Source organism: Roseiconus lacunae (assembly GCF_008312935.1).
Classification (GTDB): Bacteria; Planctomycetota; Planctomycetia; order Pirellulales; family Pirellulaceae; genus Stieleria; species Stieleria lacunae.
Map to the genome: position 1 here is coordinate 112,079 of NZ_VSZO01000022.1, position 23,501 is coordinate 135,579.

The window sequence follows — 23,501 nt, forward strand, 5'->3', positions numbered from 1 at the left end:
CTGCGCAGAAAACGTCGCCGTTACGAAGACGCGATGCTTCTCGCCACCCTGCTAAAAGGGGAGCGTCTGCTGGTGATCCCTTCACCGGACATTTAGATGTTGATTCCTTTAGCTGTGTGAGGTCCTTTGTGTTGTCTGGACCGTGCGGTGCCGAAAAGGTTCACCAATCAAGCAAAGGTTTTACAGAAACTTCGCTTATCCCCTCGGTTTTGCAATGCTGTGTGAACGTCGTGCGTCCTTTGCAGAACCCGCCGTTAACCCGCTGGACCGAGATGAAGATGAATCAACTTCCGTTGGTCTTGCTCCAATCGTTTGCCTTGAGCCTATCGGCCACGGGTGTTTCCGGCGCGGACGCTTTGGCCAAAAACTACGATTCTTTACAGGTCGACTCTGGAGACACTATTTCGATCAAAGAAATAGCGGTGAACGATTCGTCGCGCGACCGTGAAATCCCATTGAGAGTTTATCTCCCCGCATTCAAAACTCACATCTTGCAACGTGCGTCCGGCGACATCCCACTACGATCACGGATTTCTAACGTCGCTAGATTACTGATGCTCACGAATGAAATTGACGACCTCCTGCGGGCGGGGGATGTCATTGACGATCAGTTCCATGTCGTCTTGCCCCGCGCTCGAAATCGCGATGTCACCAAATGCGAATGCTCGCTCGAACAAGCTCTGACTGACCTGAACGTTTCGAACATCACCGTGCCGCACTTCGCTCGAACGGCGATGAAGAATTCCCTCGGTGTATACCAACCTCTGGTTCGTTAAGCTCAGCGATTGAAACCGGCTTTGCAAATACCACTTTGTCAGGAAAAATGCGGCGACCAGAAAGACGACCCCGCTCGTCACCAGTAAGACTGTCGAGTGCAGACCGCCAATTGGTCGCCCAGATAAAGCGAATGCAATCCCAATGATTGCAACAAGACAGCCGACAACGGCAATCATGCTGCCAACGAAATGCCGTCGAAATACGACAGGATGGATCACCATCTCGACCGACTCGGCACCAACGACATCCTCGCTAGAGACCGCCCGCGAGCCTGGCTCGCCGCTGTCTGTCGAATCGATGCCGATCGGCAGTGCCTGCGGCGGCGTGACCTCGAAAGGACGTTTACAAGATGGACAATCAATGGTTTCACCAATGTAGTGCTCATTGATTTCGACGGCCGTCTTGCACATCGGACAGCGGTAAAGGAGGGGAGAGTCAGCAATCGCATCCGCTGGCATTCAGTAATCCTCGTTTCGAATGAAAGTGGCTGCCTTCCAACGCGAGTGAACACGAAAGAAAGCATCTATCTCTACTAGTGCTCCGTCAACGTTTCGATTTAGGATCGGCCGCTTGGCGTTAGCCACGGTTGTTGGTCAACAACCGGGTAGCGACCGTCGGCTGACAAGCGGCCCCGAACACTGGGTTTAGACGGAGCACTAGGCCGTCGACCTGCCGCCGGAAGCCGACGGCAGTGACAAACGATCAATCCTTGTCTTTTCCAGATGGAAACGGCGACAGAATCAGTCGTCGATCCGTTCGAGCTGATCGGCCTCTTGTTCACCTTGCTCTTCAATTTGATCGGCCTTTTGCTCACCTTGCGACTCAACGGCATCGGCTGCATTCTCGGCTTGATCACGAAGCGCTTCGGCCCGTTCTTCTGCGTTGTCTTCGACGGCGGGTTTAGCGGATTCGTATCGCTCTTCGATGTTGTCGGCCCGTTGCTCTGCCGACTCTCGCATGTTCTCAGCGGTCTGTTGCGAGCTATCACGAACATCTTCGGCGAGCGATTGAGTGTTGTCCCGGACCGCGTCCGCTTGTCGATCGGTGGGGCTATCGTTGCAGCCGACAAGTGCGACGACGGCGAACAATCCGGTAAGCAGTTTAAGAGAAGATCGCATGGTTGGTTCCTTTGCAGAATTGGTTGAAAGGTTCAATCGGCGAGCAGCGAGACTCGCGATCGATTCGAACAACCCGGTGAGTGGCAAACGCTGTGCCGGACGGCAACCAATCTCGTCGAGGTGGTGTAAGAGCGGTCGAATCCAGTGCCGTGAACCTGCATAAGTCACGTTTCGCTCGACGCAGAAAACACCCCAATGCACCGGTACAAACCCGCTAGCCAAACACGCAACGGTGCGTCAGCGTCGCCAAATTCGGGCAACCAAGGCGACGGCAACTTACGTTAGTGGGTGATCTGCCAAACAACTTCGGGTTTTTTCACGACGCCATCGTTCGTGCGTTAGATCGCCGAAGGTCGCAAACCTGTTCGATTTCCAACCAGCCTTGCGGTTAAATTTGAGTTAGCTGATTGTTTATTGACCGAACCATCGAGCCAATACGAGAACGATGCAAAATCGTCCGGTAACGTCCGCGTGGTGATCAACCACATCAGCATGTCAATTCCGGCACGTTTCACGAAGCGGGCGATTGCTCGATTCGTGTCCTTTCGCAGACTTGATTGAGAGTTTCGTCGAGGTAGGCGAGTCGAAACGGTTTCGCGATGCACGCGTCTGGCCGGGCGAGACACCCCTCGAGACGCTCGTCGACTTCGTTGATCACCCCGCTGCAGATAATCACCGGCAACGATTGATCATGTTCTTTCATTCGCTCAAGCGTTTCCGCCCCCGAAACTTGAGGCATGATCAGATCGAGAAGCACGACATCTGGTCGTAAACCATTGCGTAGCTGACTCATTGCATCTGCGCCATCGACGGCCGGTGTAACGCGATGTCCGAGTGTCTCCAGGCTCAACATGGCGGCGCGGCGGACCTCATGATCGTCATCGACCAACATGACGTGAAGGCTCGGCATCACGTCAGAATGACCATCGGTCGTTTCCGAAAGATGATGTGAGTCCGGTATCAGCGGCGAAGCCGCGACGTCGGTCCGCCGTATGGTTTGGGGTGAACTTGATCGTTGATTGGACTGCGCATTCGCCGGATGGTCGCACTGATCCATCACCGGAATCCGGATCGTGAAGGTGGTGCCGGATTCGACCTTACTATCGCATTCGATTGTGCCGTGATGCTGTTTGACGATGCCATAGGACAGCGACAGTCCAAGCCCGGTCCCGGCCCCGACTTTCTTTGTTGTGAAAAATGGTTCAAAAATGCGTGGGCGAATCTCCGGAGCGATTCCCATCCCATCGTCATGGCAACGAATCACCGCAAAGCCCGGGCCTTGGTTACCGTCGGTCTGGTATTGTGTTTCGATCGTGATCGTTCCCCGTTGGCCGTCATAGGCGTCTTTCGCATTGAAACACAAATTCAACAGCACCTGACCAAGCTGAGCCTGATCGAATCGGCAACGTGGAATATTCTGAGCTAGTTTTGTCGTGACGGTGATATTCTTGGTAAACGTCGAACGGGCGAGCAGCGCAGTTTCTTCGACCGTTCGATTGATATCGCCTGGTAGCAATTCGACCTTCGTTTGTCGAGCAAACCCCAAGAGGGAACGCACCAAACGTGAGGCTTGCTGTGTGCAGCGAATCGCGGATCGGAGATTTTCGGCCGATTCAGAAGCGGGTTGATTTGATGAACGCTGAAGCAATTCTAAGTTCGACGCGATACCCGTCAGCAAGTTGTTAAAGTCATGCGCAACTCCGCTCGTCAGACGCCCGATGGCGTCGAGCTTCTGGCTTTGCACCAACTGAAACTGTAGGTTCCGATTGTCGTCGGCGGCGCGTTGAAGTCGTAACCATAACGTCGCGAAGCAGATCATCCCGACGGTGCAGGCGATCGCGACGATCGTCAGACTGGCGATCGCAATTGATGGCGAGAACTGCCACCAACGAGCGGTCACATGAATCTCTGTCATCGACGGTACTTCGATCACGAACGCTGGATGAACATCACCGCCTGACGCGATCGCATTGCCACTCACCGGGACGGCCGTTCCTGACACGGAGAGTTCTCTGGCGGTCGGAAGGGCAAGCGATTCGAGATTGGACATCACCGAATCGATTTTCGCAACGAAATCGACCCCTTGGTCGCGCAGCGTCAGATATGAATGGTTGCCGGCCCGATGGGAAGTGACCAACGTTCCACGAAGCCGAACCCTCAATGGCAAGTGATTGACATCCACTTGCCGAACGTCAGTTAGAGGTGGGGGCATCGATTGCTGGCCTCTCGAAAGCACGTAAAGGTTGCAAAACGTGTTCGGACCAGATTGATAAACATAGGCATCGACTGCATTCCCAACCATTGCCGATTGGATGATGTTCGATCGGACCAGCAAGTGATTTCCGTCTTGCTCTAAAAGATAATGCCGGTTCGGAACAACTTCGGTGACTTGGCCACGAATCAATACCGGGCGGTTCCCTACCGGCAGTTGCAAGACCGTCGCGATCGATGTCGGTTCGGTCGGCAGCGTCGTGGGGCCTTGCCGAGTTGACTCGGCAGCCAAAGCGAGCGGAGGATCCGCTTCATTGGTTTGAAAAAAGTAACGCGTTGGGTTGCCATCGGCGTCGATTTCGCAGCTCAGGGTCCCCTTCGCGATGACGGTTCGATGAAGGTAGCGATCCCAATCAAAATAGCTCGATTCGTCGCGGCGGCGAATGACGAACTCTCGGTCGTTGATGCTGCACAATGCTTTCCAGTGGCTTCCCATTCGAGCCAATTCGGTTAACTCACCTTCCGCCCGAACATAGTGTGACCAAAACTCCCCGAGTTCCAATTCACTTAGGATGACAGGGGCCGATCTCTTTAATTCCTGTTTGTCGAGCACATCGATTGTGTCCGCCGAGATAAAAAAGTCATCGACATCAAGATACCCTCGGACACGGATTTTCGTTCCCGGTGCAAGACGCGGGTAAACGGCGAACGCTTTTTCGGTTGCGGCGATGTAGATCGCATCGAACTGATCTTCGATGAATAAATCCGAAGTACGGTGATCCCACAAGTTGACCGACGCCTCGATATCAACAGGAACCCTGGAAAGTGTTGGGTGACCGTAGTAGCTCGCCACTTGTCCGAGGTTAGTCGCGACCAATTGATTCGTGCCGCCGGAGGGAGTGGATTCACTCGAAGAAGTGCCCTCGCGAAAAGTCTGGTCGGACCTCGCGGCGGAGGCCTGGGCATAGGCCCGGGTGGGGGCTAACGACGATGCGACGACAAGCCAAGCGGCGATCAGACACGCGAGTCGGAATAGGAGCGATGCGGACGAACCGCTGTCAACACGAGCCTTTGATCCCTGCTTCTTGTGATACCGCAGACAGCCGAACCACGGACAGTGAGACTTCCGTTTACAACACCACCGACAGGCTATGCGGAGACTTCTCATCATTATTGTCGCCTTTTTAATTCGCGATGTTGATGTCCCCGTTTCACAAAACAAACATCGATGAAGCCGGCGATGCCGACTTCATCGAAAGCTGATTTAACTCATCGCAGACCCGCGCGCTTCTAGACGATTTCCGGAACTTCGTAACCTTTGCGGTACTCTCGCTTCAGGAGCGGATTGGCCAGTTCAGCACCTTCGCCAACGAACTGTTCGGTCTCCGAATCGAGTTCCAGCATCGGACTGAGTTTGATCTGACTATCGGTCAACTTCAAATTGTGGGCCGCAAGGTGCTCTTCCATATCGCCGAGCAGATCTTTCCACTGGGACAGGTCAACTTGGTTAGCGGATTTAGCGGAGTAAGCTTGGCCGGCTTGGAAGGCGATGTTTGCCAAGTTGCACCAACCGGTGCTGTCGTTACCGACTTCGACTTCGGCATTGAGGATCGATCGATCCCCTGCGCGAACGGCATCGATAAAGTTTTGTTGGTGAAGAACGTCGCCGTTGCCTTTGAACTCGCGGATTTTCTTGCCATCGTTGTCGTACGCCGCGGCACGCCCACGCTGTCCTTCGAAACGGCCGCCTTCGCAGTACGCCATGTATCCACTGGAAGGACCGGGATGAGCGGCACTACGTTTGTCGCCGGGTTTGGCAGGCAGATTGCTCAATCCGATCACGACGGGAATCGATCCGGTATCAAAGAATGCGAAGTGAACGTTCGGGGTTTCACCGGCGTCGTTGTAGACGACACGTCCGCCACCACCAAGAATTCGCTTCGGCAATGCGACGCTGTCTTGGAAGATGTTGTTGCGACAATCGTCAAGGACGTGAACGCCCCAATTGCCCATTTCCCCCGAACCGGTGTTCCAATCCCAGTGCCAATCGTAGTGCAGGCTTTCGCGGTACAGCGGTTCGTCGGCTGCCGGGCCGAGCCACAAATCGTAGGCCACATTTTTGTCGATCGGCAACGGCGTGTCGCGTTTGCCAATCGACTTTCGAATCCCGTAGCGGTTGACGCGTGCGGCTTTGATTTCACCGAGCGCCTTCTCTTCGTGTAAAAACTTCTTGATCTCCGCCTGCATCGGATCGGAGCGTTGCTGGGTGCCGAGTTGGCATACGCGGTTGTACTTTCGAGCCGCCGCAACGGTTTGCTTGCCTTCCCATTGGCTGTGCGACAACGGTTTTTCTACGTAAACATCTTTGCCGGCTTCCATCGCCCAGATTGCGGCCAAGCAGTGCCAGTGGTTGCAGGTCGAAATCACGACGGCGTCGATGCTATCCGATGCGATCAAATCTCGAAGGTCAGTCCAACCTTGAGCTTTCGGGAAACGCTTCTTCGCCGACGCCAATCGTGTTTCATCGACGTCACAAAGTCCGGCAATGTTCACGCCTTGAACTTTGGAAAACTGACTCATCAAGCCTTGTGACCGACCGCCACAACTGATGAAGCCGAGGTTGATTTCTTCGTTGGCGTTTGCCGCCCATGACAGACGGGCTGGCAAACTTGAAGTCACGGCCAAAGCGGCCGCCGCGGTCGTTCCGGTTCCAACGAACTGACGACGGGAATATCTATTCATCGCAAGGTGGGGGGCAAAGGGGAGGAAAGTCGAAATGAACGCCTTTATCATACCCTGAATCGGCGTTTTCGTCTCCACGTTTACCATCCGACCGCACTGTTTCTTTCCAACATGGCGCAGTGCAGTTTTTTCCAGACAAGCCGGAAACCTCGGCAAATCCCGCGACGTGGTGAGATTAGTCTCGGTTGATCTCGTTGATCAACAGACGCAGTCGACCGAGCGAGCGCCGATTGAAACGGAAGACCAATCGGGGCAGGCCCGCCAAGTCCGGCTCGCCGGCCTCTTCGGGCAGCGAACGAGACTGTTCGAAGGAACCTTTGACCAAGATGTCGGCGAAATGATCGTTGACGAACGCAAGTTTTTCGTCGGCTAAACGCTCCTTTAATCGGAAGACCAGTCGATCGCGGACATATCGCATGCTGTGATAGCGACGATAGAACTGCAGGATTTCGTCGACCGCAACGTCGACATCATTGGTGATGCGATAAAGCGCGGTATCGTCGCCGCTGATCATGCCGCCTTCGCCAAGGTTTCGATCGATGAACTTCCCGAAGTCGCTCCAGTAACTACCGTTGGGATGGTCGAGCAAAACGAGTGGCAGCATCGTTTGTTTGCCTGTTTGCATCAGCGTCAATGTTTCGAGCGCTTCATCCAACGTCCCGAAGCCGCCGGGGCAACAAACAACCGCACTGCATTCCTTGACGAACATCAGCTTACGGGTGAAGAAGTACTTCATCGTGACGAGTTTCGGATCGCCATCGATGACCGGGTTAGCCCCTTGTTCGAAGGGCAACATGATGTTCAATCCCATCGACGCTTCTTTGCCCGCGCCGACATGACCGGCTTCCATGATCCCGCCACCGGCACCGGTGATCACCATCCAGCCGTGTCCCGCCATCGCGCGACCGAGTTGAACCGCTGATTGGTAATCTGGATGGTCAGGCTGGGTTCGTGCCGAACCAAAGATCGTCACTTTACGTCGCCGCCGATACGGCCGGAATACCTTGAACGCGTAACGTAGCTCTAGCAGCGTACGCGAGAGGATTTTCAAATCGCCGCGCGACGTTTGATCGTTTTCCAGTCGATCGATTGTCGCCCGCATCTCGTCAAACAACGAATGCTTCTCTGGCGGAGCGGATTCAACAATCGGTTCGTCGGCCGGTTGCGGTCGTTCGGTTTCGCTTTCACCGATGGCTTCCGGCGGAAGTTCCTGCGGGTCGAAATCGTTTGCATCCATGGCGGATTGGTAGGTCTCTAAAAAGGAGGCGAATAGTGTGCCGGCCAGATGGTCTAATAGGCTACCGGAAAACACGATGTGACTGGTGTTACCGCTTGAACACTGATCAAGGCCGACGAAGCATTACGCGTGTTGCACGCCGCCATCACCGGTACCGCCAGCCGGATCGGTATTTCCGCCTGCCCTGATCCCCAAAGCCTTGGCGATTAAGATCGACAGTGGCGCGGCGGCAAAGCTGAGCAAGGCGCCCATCTTGACCGAGTCCTGGATCGGTCCCGGATCTTTGAACGCCGCCACCGATACAAACAGGGCGACGGTGAAACCAATCCCGGCGACCATCCCCAACGTCACGACATGGCGATAGTCCATCCCGGCCGGCTTTTCCAAACCTAGCACACGCTCGGAGAGCCAAGTCATCAACGTGATGCCGACCGGCTTACCGACCAACAGTCCGACCAAGACCAACCACGTCCCGGTGCCCAGACTACTGAGGACAACGCCGGCATTGGCCAACCCGAAAAGGCCGAGGATGATTTCAACGGGGACTTTCCAGAAATGCTCGAATTCGTTGAGCGTGTCTTCGCGGTTGAGCTCTTCACGGGCAAAGATGCCAAGATCAGAACTCGCACTTGGCAAAAATGGAATGATCGGGACGAGGCCAAGTGCCGGGTGGATGTTGGCTTCATAAAACGAGAACCATGACGCGATGCCGGGACCAAGGATGTAAAACCAATGTGATTGCACTTTCATTTTGGCGAGCATCCAAGCAACCGCCATCGCGCTCGCGGTCAGGATCAACCACATCGGTTCGATCGGTGCGGAGGGATAAAAGATCGCCAGAATCACCAGCCCTGCCGCATCATCGGCGATCGCCAATAACAACAGAAACGCGATCGCGGGGTGCCCCGTTCCAAAGATCAAGCGAGCCACTAAGTAACTGAATGCGATGTCCGTCGCGCAAGGCACCGCCCAGCCTTTGCCAAAGTCCGCGGTCGTCCCGGTCAACATCGCACCGCCAATAAAAAACAATGCCGGCCCGGCGATCCCGCCGAACGTCGCCAACAACGGCGTTGCCGCCTTTCGCGGATTCGACAGCGCCCCTCCGGGCAGTAGAGATTCCCAAACTTCTTTCGCCGCGATCGCAAAGAACAACGCCATTAAGACGTCGTTGATGATGAACAGCAGCGAATACCAGTGGTGACTGCTCTCGCCCGAGTGTTCTTCCGCCGGATGCTCTCCGGGTGCCAAGTGCCCATCACCAGATTCATGATCGCCTACCGGATCAGACTCACTCACGGGATCCGCACCGGCGTTATCGAGATCGGTATCCTCGACCGCATCAACTGCGTCAACTTCAGTTTCCGGGGGTGACGTCTGCGGTCCTTCATCGTCGACGACTCCCTGCTCGCCTTCGGAAGCCGGCGTCAGATCGGCCGCCGGTTCGTCAACCCCTTCAACACCTTCGCGCTCGCCACTTTGCTGATCAGAGCTTTGCTGATCAGAGCTGTGCTGATCGCCCAGTTCGTCACCGTGACTTCCGCCGGCACCGACGAGTGTTCGCACATCAAAGTGGATGAAATCGTGGTAGCTTGTACTTTGATTCTTGGCGGCCCAATTGGCCCAGATCAGGGCCGCGACTGCCCCGGTGATTAAAAACAGCGAGTTGTCGACAAAAAAGCCAAACAAGCCTTTCGGTTTAGTGTGCCCAGACATGGACGGTGGAGATCTCGGTGAACGGCGGGCTGGTAAAGAATGGGCGGCGAATCCAATTCCGGAAAGTATCCAGATCGGGCAACGCCAAACGGGCAGGGCATCGTACCGATTGTGTCCACCTTTTCTAAGCCCAGATTCCGCACCGGGTCACCCATCACTCGGCAGATCCGCTTATTTCCGCCAGCTTGATCCTGCAGAATCGAGGTTTGCCGTTGAGGCGATCGCGAAGTTTTGCCGCAGGTTCCGCTGCCGAGGCAGATTCCCTCGGCGACAAAAAATCTTAAGAAGCCAGTAACAAAGCCGATTCCCGGACGCTTGGAGTCTTACCAACCGGCAATCACCACCGCTTCGCTTCCCTGCATCGAGTGCTTACGACCATGAAAATGCCAGAATCACAACTTGAGAAACCGATCTACGGATACTTGGTGATCACCGTTGGCCTGATCGTTGGGATCGTGACCGCCGCGGCACTCGGCGATGCTCCTACACCAGCAACCGTCGAGCCGACGGCAACGCACGCCGGAGATCTCGAGACGTCGCCAACGGTAACGCAGACCGCCACCTCCGATCTTCGCCGCTGGATCCTTGGTGTCCGAACCAATCCCACCGGCTCGGGTGCCGTCGTGACCTCGGTTTCGCCCCTGAGCGCTGCCGAACAAGCCGGCATCGAGGCGGGTGACCGGATCATCGCGATCGATGGCCGCCAAGTCGGGTGGATCGGCGACGATAGCGTTCCACTGCATCGATTGGTCGATGCTTCGCCGAGCGGCGTTGCCCGGCTCCTCATACTGAAACGCTCTTCATCATTACGAACGGTCGTCGTTCAATTGCAAACGATCGGTGAGACGCTGGGAATGAAATCCTAGCGCGACGGTCCAGTTCGATTTTACGATTGAACGCTTGGCATTAACCGCGGTTTGGTGGCAACAACGGGGTCTAACCAGTCGGCTGATGCGTCAGTTCGAAACTATTTCGCTGCGACGAAACACGCCCCCCCTCCCTCGCAACCTGGGGCATCGCGGAAGCCTCGGGCACCCTGGAGCGCTGAGTCAACTTTGCCGGTTGTGACGGATGATCGACAAAAACTCCCCCGCTTTCGGAATGTCGATTCGCTGTCGGTTAACCCTCACTCGACGACTGACCGATTCAATCCACACAGGAGGCCGCCCCATGGTTCGCGGCACCAGACCCCCCAGTCCGGCAAGTGAACAATGACGTCAGTAACCAGCCAACGAGCTCATCGTCCCGCACCAGATTTGAAACGTCAGACGCAAGATTCGTGTACCAACCGTGTGCCGAGTCCCAACCGTATCGCGGGGCAACGCTGGGTTTGGTTTGTGGTCGGAGTCATCACGTGCGGACTGCCGCTGCATTGCCATGCGATCGTGACCGGTACGCGGGATGTGACCACGGGAAAAACAGCGTCTGAGCTGTCGGTCGTCGAGACAATTCAAGAGCGTTCCACCGAGGCCGCGGTGCTGCAAAGCGGCTTGGAAGCATTTCCGCGGATCGAACAAGCGTCGAAAATGCGTGCGACGTTTGATGCGATTATCGAAACCGAATCCGAACGTATCGCGCTTCGCGAAAAAATGAAGCAGCAGCTTGCGGCGGCGGTTCATGTCCCGGTGAACCAAGCTTCCACTGCCGCGAATGACACTGCCGCAAATTCATCCGAACGCAGTCGCGAATCAAAGCCAACGACTCCGGTTGCGGCCCATCCGTTCGCGATGCCGAGCGACGTCAAGCTTCCGGGGGAAGAACACCACGGCAGCATGCTCGCCGAAGACGCGCCGGAGGTGCCTCCTGCGACGACCACGATGAATCCAGGTACGCCGGTTGCTGGCAGTAGCGCAGTCGCTTCGGATACCGCTGAATCGCACCATGCGCCTGAGATTTCGCTGGTCTCGTCATCGTCTGCTCAAGCATCACCTCCTCAAACATCACGTTCTGCTGCGACGGTGCGTCCTACACCGGCGACACGACCTCAGGCAGATTGGGGTTCATCGCTTCTGAGTGCCAAACCGACGATCAACCCGTTCTTTGTCGCCGAGGATTCGACGGATGGTCACCCTGATCGTCCGACCGCCCCTACCGCCTCCGATGCTGCGCAAAGGTATCCGCGTCACCAAAGCGACGTATCCTCCGGCCCGGCGTCTTACCGATCGAACGGCCAAATTTCGGCGGCTTCGATGATCACCAACCGAGTCAGTCAGCCAGCCCCGAAACCGGTCGGCCCGCAGCCAATCGTGATCAACAAGCGAATGCCGGCTCAAACGGTCGGATCGTCCGCAAGCGACTCCGCTGGTGTCGTGAAGGCCATCGCCGAAATCTCCCCATCGACATCGAATCGCCCCGATGCCGCCCCCCATGCGTTTGCGCTACCGCCGATGGAGCCTCAACTGGATCCCGAAGCCACCACCACCTCTCAGCCCAACACCGCACAACTGGTCGCCACCCGCAAGCACACATCATCAAGAGACGAAACCGATGATTGGACGGACTTGCTTTTAACCGGGGCGGGCCAACACCATCGCAATGCCGCGTTGTGGGCGGAGGGCAAGGCAGACTTTCCGCCACTCAAACGCCCCCACCTTCGTTCAAGCCCGATGATTGAACAAGAAGAAATCGATCCATCGCGATCGACGGTCTCGGCCGAACACGCGCCCCCGGTAGCCCCCGTGGAAATCGAGTCGGTTCCACCCGGAAAAACACCGTCGCCGCGATTGGATTCCGATGCTCGCGTTGCTGCCGGAGCCGTTAAAGACATTGCCGAATCAGTTCCTGCGATATTGCCTCCGGCTGCGTCGACGGTACCAGAACCGATGCAACCGGAGTATTCGCAACCTGCCTCGCCACGCTCCACCGAAGCGGAAATCTCGTTGGTTCCCGTGAATGCCAGTGACACCCCGTCAGACGTGACGCTGAATGTAAACGAAGTTGATGTTCGCGTTGTTTTGGAAATGTTGGCGAAAGGCTATGGCTTAAACCTTTTGATTGCCCCGGGCGTTGACGGCACCGTTACCGCGAACGTTTCGGGATTGTCGCCCGAGAAAACACTTCAAGGATTGGTGCGGATGTGTGGACTGGCGATGCAGCGTGACGGCGACTTGATCCTTATTTATCCCAAAGAGAACTTGCCGCTGGACGCTCGCCAGGTGCGCGTTTTCCGTCTCGACTTCGCCCGATCGGGAACGGTCGATCCGACCGTCCAGACGCTGCTCTCGCCCGTCGGGACTGCCTACGCATCGAAAGTTGACGAAACCGACAATCGGCAAGGATGCGAAGCGATGGTCGTTATTGATGTGCCAGAGGTAATCGACCAAGTCGAGCGGTATTTGATCGAAGCCGATCAGGCACCACGACAAGTCCTGATCGAGGCCCGTGTGTTAGAAATCGAACTGACCGATGGGATGCGACACGGGGTCAACCTTCGTCATTTCAACGGCGGTGCGCACCACGGCACGTTCCGGACATCGGACAACGGTGCGATGTCGGCGAATCCATTTTTCTTTACCGATGTGAACGGCCAAGACTTGTCGACTTGGTTGGCGTTGATGCAGCAAACCGCGGATGCCAAAACATTGGCAACACCACAGGTGATGGCGGTCAATGGTCAAACGGCCAAGATTCAGGTCGGGCAGCAACTCGGCTATTCGGTCGCCACCGTGACCGAAACATCAACGATCCAAGACGTGCGATACTTAGAAACAGGCATCGTACTGCAAGTCACGCCGACCATCAGTCGCGATGACCGGGTGTTGCTACAGGTCAAACCCAAGGTCAGCAGTGGTGAAATCAATCCCGAGACACGCTTGCCCGAAGAAACCACGCGTGAAATCGAAACCTCAGTGATGCTGAATAATCATCAAGGAATGATTATCGGCGGACTGATCCAAGAACAAGATCGTGTCGCGATTCGAAAAACCCCGATCCTCGGTGACGTCAAACATATTGGACCGTTGTTCCAACGCCGCGAGTCCCGCCGATCACGTAGCGAAATCATCGTGGCATTGATTCCTCACATCATCGAACCAGGACAAGCCGAACACTGTGAGTTCCCCTTCGATGCCAACCGTGTCGACGATTGGGAGCAAGCCGGCACGCCGCTCTTCAACGGCCCGCTGAATCGTAATTGTCGCCCTTGGGAAGCCAAGTTACCCGACGCGGCTTCGCAAGGTGCGGCAGCCAAGGCGATCGAGCGAATGCGAAACGCTGATCCGTATCGTTAACGAGCGACCGGACGATCACCGTCATCCTGATGCGGCATATTGTTTCGGGGCCTCTTGGATGTGCCCCAATTGGGGCAGAGTTAATCGAGGGCTAATTGCTCGCTTTGGCGGACCGCGTTAAACTCGCATGCGGCAGGGATCCGAGAAGTTTAGGGCGGCCGGATCGGCCAGGACTGCGTCGTCTCATGAATCCCATTCTCTCGGTGCCAGCGCCTAGCCAAGTGCTTCTTAACGAAATTCTTCGAACGCCGTTGGCTTTCGGGGCTTTTCGATGGACGACACTGCCTCCATGCCGGTGAATTTCTGCATTTCGTCTCAAGACGCGGAATCTTCTCACCGGGCCGATGCCTCACCCACCTTTGCCAGTTCAATCCAATTCGGACGACCTCATGACCGCCAGCGATAAATTCCAAACTCAAGACGTCGGAACCGCTCGATTGACGTATGGGGATCAGGAGATCGAGTTGCCGTTGCTCGAAGGTAGCGAAGGCGAACGCGCGATCGACATTTCGGCGCTGCGGAAAATGACCAGCTTGGTCACTTTGGATGAAGGCTTCGTCAACACCGGTAGCACTCGCAGTGCGATCACGTTTCTTGATGGCGAAAAAGGAATCCTGCGTTACCGCGGATACCCGATCGAAGAACTGGCGGCACACTGTGATTTCATCGAAGTCGCATACCTGTTGATCCACGGTGAGCTTCCCGATTCCGAGCAAGCGGCCGCGTTCCGCAGCGGCATTCGGCATCACACGATGATCCACGAAGACATGCGGTCGTTTTACAACGGCTTCCCACGTGATGCTCACCCGATGGCAATTCTGTCGAGCGTCGTCGGTGCCCTGTCGACGTTCTATCAAGACTCCATGCAAGTCGATGACCCAGAACAAGTCGAGATCTCGATTTTTCGGTTGATCGCCAAACTGCCGACCATCGCGGCATACAGCTACAAAAAATCGATCGGCCAGCCGTTCATGTATCCGAACAATGATTTGGATTACTGCGAAAACTTCCTGCACATGATGTTCGCGACGCCCGCGCACGAACACATGATTGACCCGGACTTCGCCGAAGCCTTGAACTTGTTGCTGATCGTCCACGCCGATCACGAACAGAACTGCAGCACGTCGACCGTCCGCATGGTCGGAAGTAGCAATGCGAATCTATTTGCGTCGATCTCCGCCGGAATCGGTGCCCTCTGGGGTCCGCTGCATGGCGGTGCCAACGAAGCCTGCGTGAGCATGCTGGAACAAATCGCCGCTGATGGCGGCAACGTGAAAAAGTATGTCGACATGGCCAAAGATAAAAACAACAGCTTCCGGCTGATGGGATTTGGTCACCGTGTCTACAAGAACTTTGACCCACGGGCAAAAATCATTCGCGCCTGCTGCGACAAATTGCTTTCGAAGCTCAATATCGACGACCCCTTGTTTGACGTCGCGCAGGAGCTTCAGGAAGTCGCACTTAAAGACGAGTACTTCGTCGAACGCAAGCTCTATCCTAACGTCGACTTTTACTCCGGCGTGATCTATCGCGCGATGGGAATCCCCGTGCAGATGTTTACGGTGCTGTTCGCGATCGGACGTTTACCCGGCTGGATCGCCCACTGGCGTGAATTGCACGCCAACCCCGGCAAGCGAATTTACCGCCCGCGTCAAATCTATACCGGCGACACCGAACGCAAAGTCGTTCCGATCGAACAACGCTAGTGTTTTCCAGTCTTCACCCATGCGACGATTGCATGGAGTGAGGCGAATCATCACCGAGGATGTGCAGCAAGAGCCATGACGGATCTCGACTTAACCACGTTGTTCGATCAGGGTCTCGCCTACGAGGCTTTCTTGGACCAATACGCCAACGCGTCGCAACGGGAACGCTGGGACAAAGTTCACGCCAACGTTTCGTTAGACGAATCGCAGCAAAGCCTGCTCGGCAGCTTTGTCCGCTCAATGAAAGTGTTCGTTTCGGCGGGAGCTTGGTGCGGGGACTGTATCAACCAATGCCCCATCTTCGACCATTTCGGCCAACGCTGTGATCGGATCGAAGTTCGTTACTTTGATCGGGATGATCACCCCGACCTCGCCGATGCGATTCGGACCTGTGGCGGACGTCGCGTCCCCTCGGTTCTGTTTGTCAGCGAAGACAATCAGGTGTGTGGTCGCTATGGCGATCGAACGATCTCGACCTATCGTCATCTGGTCGCGACACAGCTGGGCCCCAGTTGCCCGACCGGCTTCGGTGACGTCAATCAGACCTTGCTGGACGATGTAACCGACGACTGGCTTCGTGAGTTCGAACGGATCCAGTGGATGCTTCGCTTGTCGCCCCGACTGCGTGAAAAGCACGGCGACTGAAGTCGACGCCCCACCGGCGAATCTCGCATTCTCTGATCACTTATACTGCGGACCCTCCCTTTGTTTCCCTCCGCAGTATTGATGAGTGACCATGAAGATGTTTCCAACACTTCACATCCCGGCAGTTCTTTGGCTCTCATGCGTCGCCCCGCTTGCCATTCCGCAAGTTTTCGCCGCAGATTCAGCAGCCACCGCGGCCAGCGACGCTCCTCTTGAGGTCAACGCCGGTGACTTTCCGTCGTTGCAAGCAGCTTGCGACGCGATTCCTAAATCGGGCGGCGTCGTGCGGATTCCCCCGGGAACCTTCGAGATCACAGAGCCCATTCATGTTTCCACCGGCGATACACTGATCGTCGGATCGGGCACGTCAACGCAGATCGTCAACAAGAACACTTCGGGACGACCGGCGATCTTGATCGAGCATCCGGACTTCGTCGGCAAATCGGTCCCCTCGAAAGCTCGACTGTGGCGGGTCACGGTGTCAGAGCTGCGCATCACCGGGAATGAGAAGAGCGGCGCGGGGATCGAAGCTCGCTATATCGAAGAGATTTGCATCAAATCCGTCTCCAGTAGCAAAAACGGTGGCGACGGCATTCGACTGGATTGGTGCTACGAAGACCCTCGCGTGATCAACAACTTGCTGACCTACAACAAGTCCAGCGGGCTAGAGATCAGCGGCTGCCACGACATCATTGTTTCGGCGAATCAATTCGAAGAAAACCAAGACGGGGTTCGCTGCGTCGATTCATTTAATCTCACGATGAGTGGCAACAATTTGGATGACCATCTCGGCGATGGCGTCGTCATTGAAAACACTTATGGATCGGTTGTCGCCAGCAATATGATCGAAGAATGCCAAGGATGGGGAATCGTTTTAGATCGCGATTGCTATGGGATCACATTGTCCGCCAACGTCATCGCGCATGAATTCGCGGGCGGCATTGATCTACGTGATGCCCACGGATGCGCTGTTTCGGCAAACACGTTCACGATCGTCAAACAAATAGGAATAGCCGTCCGAAAACAATCGGGCGCGATCACCATCGGCGGCAACAACTTTAGCGACACTTGGATCGGGCGTGACGAAGATGGAACGGTTCAGCGCCGCCGTGCCCCCAAACCCACCAAAACAGAACCGAACCCCAACGAAGCCGCTGGCGTATTGCTCGAAGAATGCGAATCGGTAGTGATCACAGGCAACCTGTTTTCCGGCTTGGTCGGCGAACCGATCCGGCAAGTCGGCGAGTGCCGTCAGATCGTCGCCGATAACAACGTGACCAATACGTTGTAGCGAATAGTTGGACGATCGAAACACACCGGTGTTTGAAAACGGCACCTGCTAAGTGCCGGTGCTTTCGCGTCGCATCACTGTTTCGGCAGAAATATCGACTCCATCAAAATTGAAGAACCCCGGGATGAAGCTCACCTCGGATATTGGGATTTCAATTTTGACAGAGATCTCTTCACCAGGCTGCGCGGTATCGAGATGGCTTGGGGTAATCGAAACGCTAGCTGTCGTTATGCCCATCACGCCTAGTTCCTCGTTGATCCGAGATTGAACGTCCGAACTGGAAGCCGTGGGGCGGATACCAATTCGCGCCCCCTCGCGTGAGGCCTGGACGATGGATTCTTTGATGATGCTGATTCGACTCATCTCTATCAGGCCGAAGGTAAACGTCAGCATCAGCGGAACGATCAATGCGAATTCAACCGCTGCCGCTCCCTGGCGACTCTTTTTACGTCGACGAATATTCATAGCGAAACCAAGTTGTATTTTTATGCTGTTGTCGGGTTAGTACGAAAGCAATGTCATCATTCCACCAGCATGACCGGAGTGAATAGATACTCGCTTTCGATAATTTCTTCCTCGATGATAGAGTGGTGAGCGACCGTGGGAGCCGGCTGTATCGTGACATGCTTTTTCTTCATTGGCCCGGTCAACTTCACTCCCAGAATACGGATGCCTTCGAACCGGACGATGGTGTACATCGCATTGTTGCCGTTGCCGTGAACGGTCGTGAAGATGGGAATGATCCGAGGTTGGCCAATGATCTCTGCAAGCTGTGCCTTGATCCCAGCACTGATGCCGGTGTCCCCATTTAGTTGCAGTTCATGATTGGAGTCGAAAGCCAACGGCTTGCCTAAATCGACAAGATCCTGCTGTGAAATCCCGTGCAGAATCTGACGACGCAAATCACTGGTGCTATTGTTCGCGCTGCCAATATCGACCGTCCCGCGGTTTCCCGGCGATCCAGTTCCGGTCGGATAAAGAGAGCATTCAAAATACCCATCTGCGCCATTGGTCACTTGCCCGTTGCTATACCCAAGCTTGTCTTCAGTCTGCTTGGCGATCACTTTTTCCCATGTCTCGAGGTCTAAAGCGATGGGCAAGATATTCAGTGTTTCGCCGGATTTTTTCGGACGATAGAAGCCACCGATCTTTTTGAACAATGCCGCAGTGGAGCGAGCTTCAAGCGACTGCTTGTGTCGCCCAGTGACGGCACCAAAGAAAAGTGAGATACCAGAACCGTCTGCCTCTCGTTGCCGAACGTGAACACGAACCGCGTTGTAGTCTGGATTCGATGTATCCAGAAGCCCCGTTTCCATGTCGTAGTAGCCCATTTCGATATCGGTCTGCTCGTTCACAGTAGGGACATTGGAAGCCACCGTGTTCTTGGCGGCGAATAGAGATGCCATTTCCGAAACGCTTGACTGGGCTGCTGAAGGCGTTTGACCTTCGACTGCGGCATCAAACAGTTCCCACGCTCCCGACATTGCTGCTGAATCAGCGGTGCGTTTGATCTCGGAACGTGACACACTGATGCGACCGAAATCGACGGCGACCGCACTCATGATCAGCAGACCAGCGAGTAAGAAAACGCCGAAGACGGCGGCCGCCCCTTTTCGTTGATGGGGTAGTCGGGTCGAGTAACGAAGGCTTTTACAGGCCGCGATTGCGGCAAGATTGGATGTATATCTCACGGTTCTATTGGGGGTTGTTTGGCAGAGTTGATCGCTAAAGACGCAAGTTATTGATGAGCGAACTCATTGACTTGAATCACTTGCTGGCTTCCATCGGTACGGATCAACCGAACCGTCTTAAGCCGAATGGATGCGACCCTGTTCGAACCGAAGCCGATATCAACCGCTGCCAAACTTTGCGCCGGTGAGTAATTTGCGAGATTGACCAGACCTTCGTCATTCATCTCTACCAAGTATTCGGGTCCACCAAACACACCCCACTGATAACCATAGCCATCCTTGACGGCGAACATTAGCTGGTTGTTGAACACAGCCATCGCACTGGTCCAACGCAATCGATCGTTGTCCCAAGAAAGCGTTTCGCTGATGCGGCTGCGTTCCTCGTCTCGAGGATGGTCTCCTGAAAACGCACCCACGCGGAAACCGCCGCTGGAGTAGCCCTCTTCGGCGGCGTAGTTCATCTGAAGCTGAAAGTACAGATCATCGCGTCCAGAGTCGGGATACATAAAGAATGCGATCTGTGGGGAGTTAATCGCAACTTCAGGCTGATTGATCACCAACTCCCAATCTTCTTCGACGAGGAAGATTTTTGGTTCGGCGGCTACCACCGCGGTGTTGGCAAAGACGACGAGGACGATACTTCCATACAGAAACGGGTACAGGAACACTCGACTGAGTGCGCACCGCGGATCGTCCCATGTGTTGACTGTTGACATGGTGGTTCCCTACTGGCTGAACGATAGAAAAGATTGCCAAGCCAACATTGATCCCTTTCGGTGGTCTGGCGATCCGGCGAAGTTGACAACAACCGGACCCATGACTTTGCGTCCCACGCTTACACGTGGTTTGCCGTTTCGAGGGTGAAATGGGAACCAAACGACTGACCTGGTATTTGGAAACCTATGACAAATCCGGTCAATGCATGGCCAAACGACACTGATTTTCCCCAAGAAGAGGTGATCACTACGCCGGTCGTACCGGTTGTGACACCCAATTTTTGCAAAGCACTGCTTTCACCCCCCTGGCGTTCTGGACAACACAAAAGAATATGCAAGTGCGCGGCGACAACGTGCCAAACTGTTGACTATTTTCTACCGCTGACAGAACTGGCTAGCGATCGTATCTTTGATCACTCCAACTCGCGGGTTCGGCTGCTGGCGACGGACGCGGGGGCATCGATGACCGGGGCTGGCGATTCAAATCGAGAAAACTCAGCCCATAGCGGAAGGTGATCGCTGATCGAATCGGCCTGCTCGAGTGTCAGATTCAGGTCCTCGATGAAGCTGACCACGCCTTTGCGGCCGGCATATTCCGCGGTGACAATGCGATCGATCAGGATATGGTCGTTTGTTTTCTTGCGGCTGACATTCGTTTTGATGTCGCCCGCTAAACTGACCATGCCGTTGATCTGCGAGAGCTGCCCCAATTGGTCCGGACCGGCATTCAGATCACCGAGCAAGATAAAGTCGTCTTCCATGCGCAGCCTAAACTCGAAATCTCGGACGCGTTGGAAAACGCTCGCGAGCACGTTGATTTCACTGTCTTGGTCTTCCGGGTCGACTTCATCGGGATCGGTATGCACGTTGATCGCGGTGAAGCGAAACGGTGTTTGATTGCTCTCCGGCGGAACTACCGTTTGAAACGAAGCCACCATCGGTTCGCGATACATCCGCTCGCCGCTATCGAGAACGACGTAAGCACTCCCGGGAATCAATCGAATTCGAGAGTAGTTGTAAACGAAGGCATAGCACTCACGGCGTGCCTCGTTGCCGATCGGATCACTGATCGTCGCCGCGAACGTTCCACCGGATTCGTTTAATAGGTTGACGAGCTTCTGGAGGGCGGCACCGTCGTCTCCCCGGATTTCCTGAATGGCGACCAGGTCAAACCTGCTAACAATCTGTGCGATTGTTCCCATGACATCAACGCCATGATCGTTTACACGGGTATCCGCTTTTTTGTCGCCAAAGTTTTCAATGTTGAACGTGGCGATCAGAATTTTGTCTTCGGGCAGCCCACCAAGCTGATCGAGTGAAACCGTTTCGCCGCGGAAGGTCGCGTCTTCATCGCCACCGATCAATTCGTCGAGCGATGAAAAACTCCAACCACCCGTGAGGACCAAGTAGACCGCATAAAGAAAACCCGCCGTGGTCGCGCCGGGACCAAACCAGCGCAACAGTGGTAGGCTGCTTTTAAATGAGCTCTTCTTACGACGTTTCGAAAACAGTCCCACCCCGGCCTCCTTGCCGACTCCTGTGAAGGTTTTGACGAAAAAGCCAACGGTATCGCCCTATCGACGCGTCTTCCGTGCCGCTATAGAAAAGATGGAATCTTCACGGCAAGACCAATCCAATGTCAGAACTAGAAAAAATTCAGCGACGTGTCGCTCGCGTCCGGCGAATCGCCACGTGGCTGGACAGCCGATACGCAATCCCGGGCACGAAAATTCGCTTCGGCCTAGACAGCTTGGTCGGTCTGATCCCCGGTGCCGGTGACGTGGCAACAGCAGCGGTCAGCTTGTGGCTGATTGTCGAAGCGGCGCGTTTGGGTGTTCCGATGCGAACCATTGCCCGGATGTTTTTTAATCTATTCGTCGATTCAACCGTCGGTGCCGTCCCGGTCGCCGGTGACGTGTTCGACATGTTTTTTAAGTCAAACAATCGTAACGCCAAACTGCTCGAAAAAGCCGTCGCTCGCCGCTACGGTGAAGCCAATAATCCAAACGCCCCCGACACGCCGCCGACGAAGCCGTGACCGAGATTTCCCCAGATCAGGTCCGTCGCTTTGCCATTCTTGAACACCGTGTCGGAGTCGGGTTTCGGCGTCCGGGCAACAAGGCGGTCGCCGCTGGGGCGGTCCATTGGGATTGGTTATTCGACCTGCCGCATACCGAAAGCCGGCCGCCTACCGAAAGCTCGAACAGTTCAGAACCGGGCGGCCTAGCAACCTGGGCAACGGATCCGTTACCGCAGAGCATGCCCGGGGCGAGAAGGTTTCCTCCGGGCACTTATCAAGCGCTCCGCTTGCCCGATCATCGCCACAGGTACCTCGACTATGAAGGCGACATTGGTGGAGGTCGTGGCACGGTCACCAAACTCGCCGGTGGCTCGATCGTCACTTACGACCTCGGAAGACAAACTGCGAGTCACGATCTCGTCCATCTGACGGTCATGATCGAACAATCAGCGACACTTCAGATCGGTGTTCGGCTGAAACTTGAATGGCAGCTAAGAATGATGCCATCAGCTGAAACGAATCGCTTGATCGGCAACTCGGCTCGGCCAAGTCGAAGTTCCGATCAGTCGAGCGAGATCGTCTCGTCGGAGCCTGCCCCACCGCCATGGACGCTGCGTCTGGGATAATCGAGCGACGCCTCGGGACGATTTTTCAGCGAAGCGATTTCATATACCGCTCCACGCGGTTCGAAATCCGCAAGTGTGCCTTCTCCCGATCGCCCCGCCAAGCAGACCTTGCCGTCATTGAGTTCGATGAACTCGACAATCACCGGTGCCGCTTCCATCCCAGAATACTTTTGGGGGATATCGATCAGGGCAACCGTCTCGCCATCTTGATCATCCCAGCGAAGGTTCAGACTGGTTTTCGCGAAGATTTTAGCGATGTTGTCTTTCAATCCCGCTAATGGCAGTGGCAAAGCTCCGGCATAGATTGAATTCAACTTGATCGCCAAGCAATTCGGCTGATCGGTCATCTGAATACTCAGATTGCATGAGACAACGCCATCAAACCGGCGGCTCTTGATCCTCGCCGCCGCGGTCACGTTGCCTTCGTCGACTTTGATTTGAGGATCCTGCAAACCTTTCGCTTGCAATTTTTGGAAATGCTGTGGCAGTTGGTCGATCAACCATGCGTTGATCTGTTCTTCAGCGAAGACAGCTTCCCACAAGCCGACTTGCTCGACATCGGCTTGCAACTGCTCGACTTGAGCTTGCATTTGCTCACTCGATTCGGCAACCTCCTCGGCCGAAACCTTGGAGGATTGGATTGCGTTCCGATAGAAATCGGGCACTTTCTTACTTTGGTGATACCCCCACCAGGCGCTGAGGGCGAGAGCGGCGATCAACGTGAAGCCGACCAGCAAGACTCGCTTGATCAGTCGCTTAATCATGATGCCTCTCTTGAT

At 55.3% G+C, this 23,501-nt stretch carries 18 protein-coding genes and 1 riboswitch; of the genes, 7 read left to right on the forward strand and 11 right to left on the reverse strand.

The genetic code is table 11. The features are described 5' to 3' along the window. Positions 1-548 precede the first annotated feature (548 nt). From FYC48_RS21680 to FYC48_RS21705, 6 genes are all read right to left on the reverse strand, one after another. The gene (locus FYC48_RS21680; protein ID WP_160149691.1) at positions 549-1,187 is read right to left on the reverse strand and encodes a PH domain-containing protein; all 639 of its coding nucleotides are present in this window, start codon (positions 1,185-1,187) and stop codon (positions 549-551) included. Positions 1,188-1,517: 330 nt separating this feature from the next. Then, positions 1,518-1,895 carry a hypothetical protein gene (locus FYC48_RS21685; RefSeq protein ID WP_149498891.1) on the reverse strand — a complete coding sequence of 126 codons (378 nt, stop codon included), beginning with the start codon at positions 1,893-1,895 and terminating at the stop codon, positions 1,518-1,520. A 511-nt stretch (positions 1,896-2,406) separates the two neighbouring features. Continuing rightward, entirely contained in the window at positions 2,407-5,277 is a 2,871-nt protein-coding gene (locus tag FYC48_RS21690; RefSeq protein WP_149498892.1) for a hybrid sensor histidine kinase/response regulator, read from the reverse strand. A gap of 119 nt (positions 5,278-5,396) precedes the next feature. Then, a complete protein-coding gene (locus FYC48_RS21695) occupies positions 5,397-6,848 on the reverse strand; it encodes a Gfo/Idh/MocA family protein (protein ID WP_149498893.1) in 1,452 nt (483 codons plus the stop codon). 175 nt (positions 6,849-7,023) lie between these two features. Next, complete coding sequence (locus FYC48_RS21700; RefSeq protein ID WP_149498894.1) at positions 7,024-8,085, reverse strand: LOG family protein; 1,062 nt, start codon at positions 8,083-8,085, stop codon at positions 7,024-7,026. Positions 8,086-8,208: 123 nt separating this feature from the next. After that, positions 8,209-9,798: a Na+/H+ antiporter NhaA gene (locus tag FYC48_RS21705; protein WP_149498895.1), complete on the reverse strand. Its 1,590-nt coding sequence runs from the start codon at positions 9,796-9,798 to the stop codon at positions 8,209-8,211. A 377-nt stretch (positions 9,799-10,175) separates the two neighbouring features. Between FYC48_RS21705 and FYC48_RS21710 the strand changes: the two genes are divergently transcribed. From FYC48_RS21710 to FYC48_RS21730, 5 genes are all read left to right on the forward strand, one after another. After that, complete coding sequence (locus FYC48_RS21710) at positions 10,176-10,664, forward strand: PDZ domain-containing protein (protein WP_149498896.1); 489 nt, start codon at positions 10,176-10,178, stop codon at positions 10,662-10,664. Positions 10,665-11,009: 345 nt separating this feature from the next. Further along, positions 11,010-14,027 (forward strand): type II secretion system protein GspD, encoded by a 3,018-nt coding sequence (locus FYC48_RS21715; RefSeq protein ID WP_149498897.1) that lies wholly within the window; start codon positions 11,010-11,012, stop codon positions 14,025-14,027. Positions 14,028-14,416: 389 nt separating this feature from the next. Next, on the forward strand, positions 14,417-15,733 hold the full coding sequence (locus FYC48_RS21720) for a citrate synthase (RefSeq protein WP_149498898.1): 1,317 nt from the start codon (positions 14,417-14,419) through the stop codon (positions 15,731-15,733). A gap of 75 nt (positions 15,734-15,808) precedes the next feature. Further along, positions 15,809-16,378, forward strand: coding sequence for a thioredoxin family protein (locus FYC48_RS21725; RefSeq protein WP_149498899.1), 570 nt, complete (start codon positions 15,809-15,811; stop codon positions 16,376-16,378). 91 nt (positions 16,379-16,469) lie between these two features. After that, the gene (locus tag FYC48_RS21730; protein WP_149498900.1) at positions 16,470-17,669 is read left to right on the forward strand and encodes a right-handed parallel beta-helix repeat-containing protein; all 1,200 of its coding nucleotides are present in this window, start codon (positions 16,470-16,472) and stop codon (positions 17,667-17,669) included. A gap of 48 nt (positions 17,670-17,717) precedes the next feature. Here FYC48_RS21730 and FYC48_RS21735 read toward each other — a convergent pair whose 3' ends face one another. The 4 genes from FYC48_RS21735 to FYC48_RS21750 form a co-directional block, all read right to left on the reverse strand. Beyond that, positions 17,718-18,134 carry a TadE/TadG family type IV pilus assembly protein gene (locus FYC48_RS21735; RefSeq protein WP_149498901.1) on the reverse strand — a complete coding sequence of 139 codons (417 nt, stop codon included), beginning with the start codon at positions 18,132-18,134 and terminating at the stop codon, positions 17,718-17,720. A gap of 56 nt (positions 18,135-18,190) precedes the next feature. Next, positions 18,191-19,360, reverse strand: coding sequence for a pilus assembly protein TadG-related protein (locus FYC48_RS21740; protein WP_235034358.1), 1,170 nt, complete (start codon positions 19,358-19,360; stop codon positions 18,191-18,193). A gap of 47 nt (positions 19,361-19,407) precedes the next feature. Further along, the gene (locus tag FYC48_RS21745) at positions 19,408-20,076 is read right to left on the reverse strand and encodes a hypothetical protein (RefSeq protein WP_149498902.1); all 669 of its coding nucleotides are present in this window, start codon (positions 20,074-20,076) and stop codon (positions 19,408-19,410) included. A gap of 56 nt (positions 20,077-20,132) precedes the next feature. Beyond that, positions 20,133-20,221, reverse strand: a riboswitch (cyclic di-GMP riboswitch). 268 nt (positions 20,222-20,489) lie between these two features. Continuing rightward, a complete protein-coding gene (locus FYC48_RS21750) occupies positions 20,490-21,593 on the reverse strand; it encodes an endonuclease/exonuclease/phosphatase family protein (RefSeq protein WP_149498903.1) in 1,104 nt (367 codons plus the stop codon). A gap of 119 nt (positions 21,594-21,712) precedes the next feature. Here FYC48_RS21750 and FYC48_RS21755 point away from each other — a divergent pair, with 119 nt between their 5' ends. Both FYC48_RS21755 and FYC48_RS21760 read left to right on the forward strand, forming a co-directional pair. Next, complete coding sequence (locus tag FYC48_RS21755) at positions 21,713-22,114, forward strand: DUF4112 domain-containing protein (protein ID WP_149498904.1); 402 nt, start codon at positions 21,713-21,715, stop codon at positions 22,112-22,114. Next, entirely contained in the window at positions 22,111-22,722 is a 612-nt protein-coding gene (locus FYC48_RS21760) for a hypothetical protein (RefSeq protein ID WP_149498905.1), read from the forward strand. The genes FYC48_RS21755 and FYC48_RS21760 overlap by 4 nt, the downstream gene beginning before the upstream one ends. Here the strand turns inward: FYC48_RS21760 and FYC48_RS21765 are convergent. After that, on the reverse strand, positions 22,659-23,486 hold the full coding sequence (locus FYC48_RS21765) for a PB1 domain-containing protein (protein WP_149498906.1): 828 nt from the start codon (positions 23,484-23,486) through the stop codon (positions 22,659-22,661). The two genes, FYC48_RS21760 and FYC48_RS21765, sit on opposite strands and share 64 nt — an antisense overlap. Between the last annotated feature and the right edge of the window lie 15 nt (positions 23,487-23,501).

Coding starts and splice junctions, on each gene's coding strand:
- FYC48_RS21680 (WP_160149691.1), bottom strand. CDS start 1,187: ATGTGCAAGACGGCCGTCGAAATCAATGAGCACTACATTGGTGAAACC.
- FYC48_RS21685 (WP_149498891.1), bottom strand. CDS start 1,895: ATGCGATCTTCTCTTAAACTGCTTACCGGATTGTTCGCCGTCGTCGCA.
- FYC48_RS21690 (WP_149498892.1), bottom strand. CDS start 5,277: ATGATGAGAAGTCTCCGCATAGCCTGTCGGTGGTGTTGTAAACGGAAG.
- FYC48_RS21695 (WP_149498893.1), bottom strand. CDS start 6,848: ATGAATAGATATTCCCGTCGTCAGTTCGTTGGAACCGGAACGACCGCG.
- FYC48_RS21700 (WP_149498894.1), bottom strand. CDS start 8,085: ATGGATGCAAACGATTTCGACCCGCAGGAACTTCCGCCGGAAGCCATC.
- FYC48_RS21705 (WP_149498895.1), bottom strand. CDS start 9,798: ATGTCTGGGCACACTAAACCGAAAGGCTTGTTTGGCTTTTTTGTCGAC.
- FYC48_RS21710 (WP_149498896.1), top strand. CDS start 10,176: ATGAAAATGCCAGAATCACAACTTGAGAAACCGATCTACGGATACTTG.
- FYC48_RS21715 (WP_149498897.1), top strand. CDS start 11,010: ATGACGTCAGTAACCAGCCAACGAGCTCATCGTCCCGCACCAGATTTG.
- FYC48_RS21720 (WP_149498898.1), top strand. CDS start 14,417: ATGACCGCCAGCGATAAATTCCAAACTCAAGACGTCGGAACCGCTCGA.
- FYC48_RS21725 (WP_149498899.1), top strand. CDS start 15,809: ATGACGGATCTCGACTTAACCACGTTGTTCGATCAGGGTCTCGCCTAC.
- FYC48_RS21730 (WP_149498900.1), top strand. CDS start 16,470: ATGAAGATGTTTCCAACACTTCACATCCCGGCAGTTCTTTGGCTCTCA.
- FYC48_RS21735 (WP_149498901.1), bottom strand. CDS start 18,134: ATGAATATTCGTCGACGTAAAAAGAGTCGCCAGGGAGCGGCAGCGGTT.
- FYC48_RS21745 (WP_149498902.1), bottom strand. CDS start 20,076: ATGTCAACAGTCAACACATGGGACGATCCGCGGTGCGCACTCAGTCGA.
- FYC48_RS21755 (WP_149498904.1), top strand. CDS start 21,713: ATGTCAGAACTAGAAAAAATTCAGCGACGTGTCGCTCGCGTCCGGCGA.
- FYC48_RS21765 (WP_149498906.1), bottom strand. CDS start 23,486: ATGATTAAGCGACTGATCAAGCGAGTCTTGCTGGTCGGCTTCACGTTG.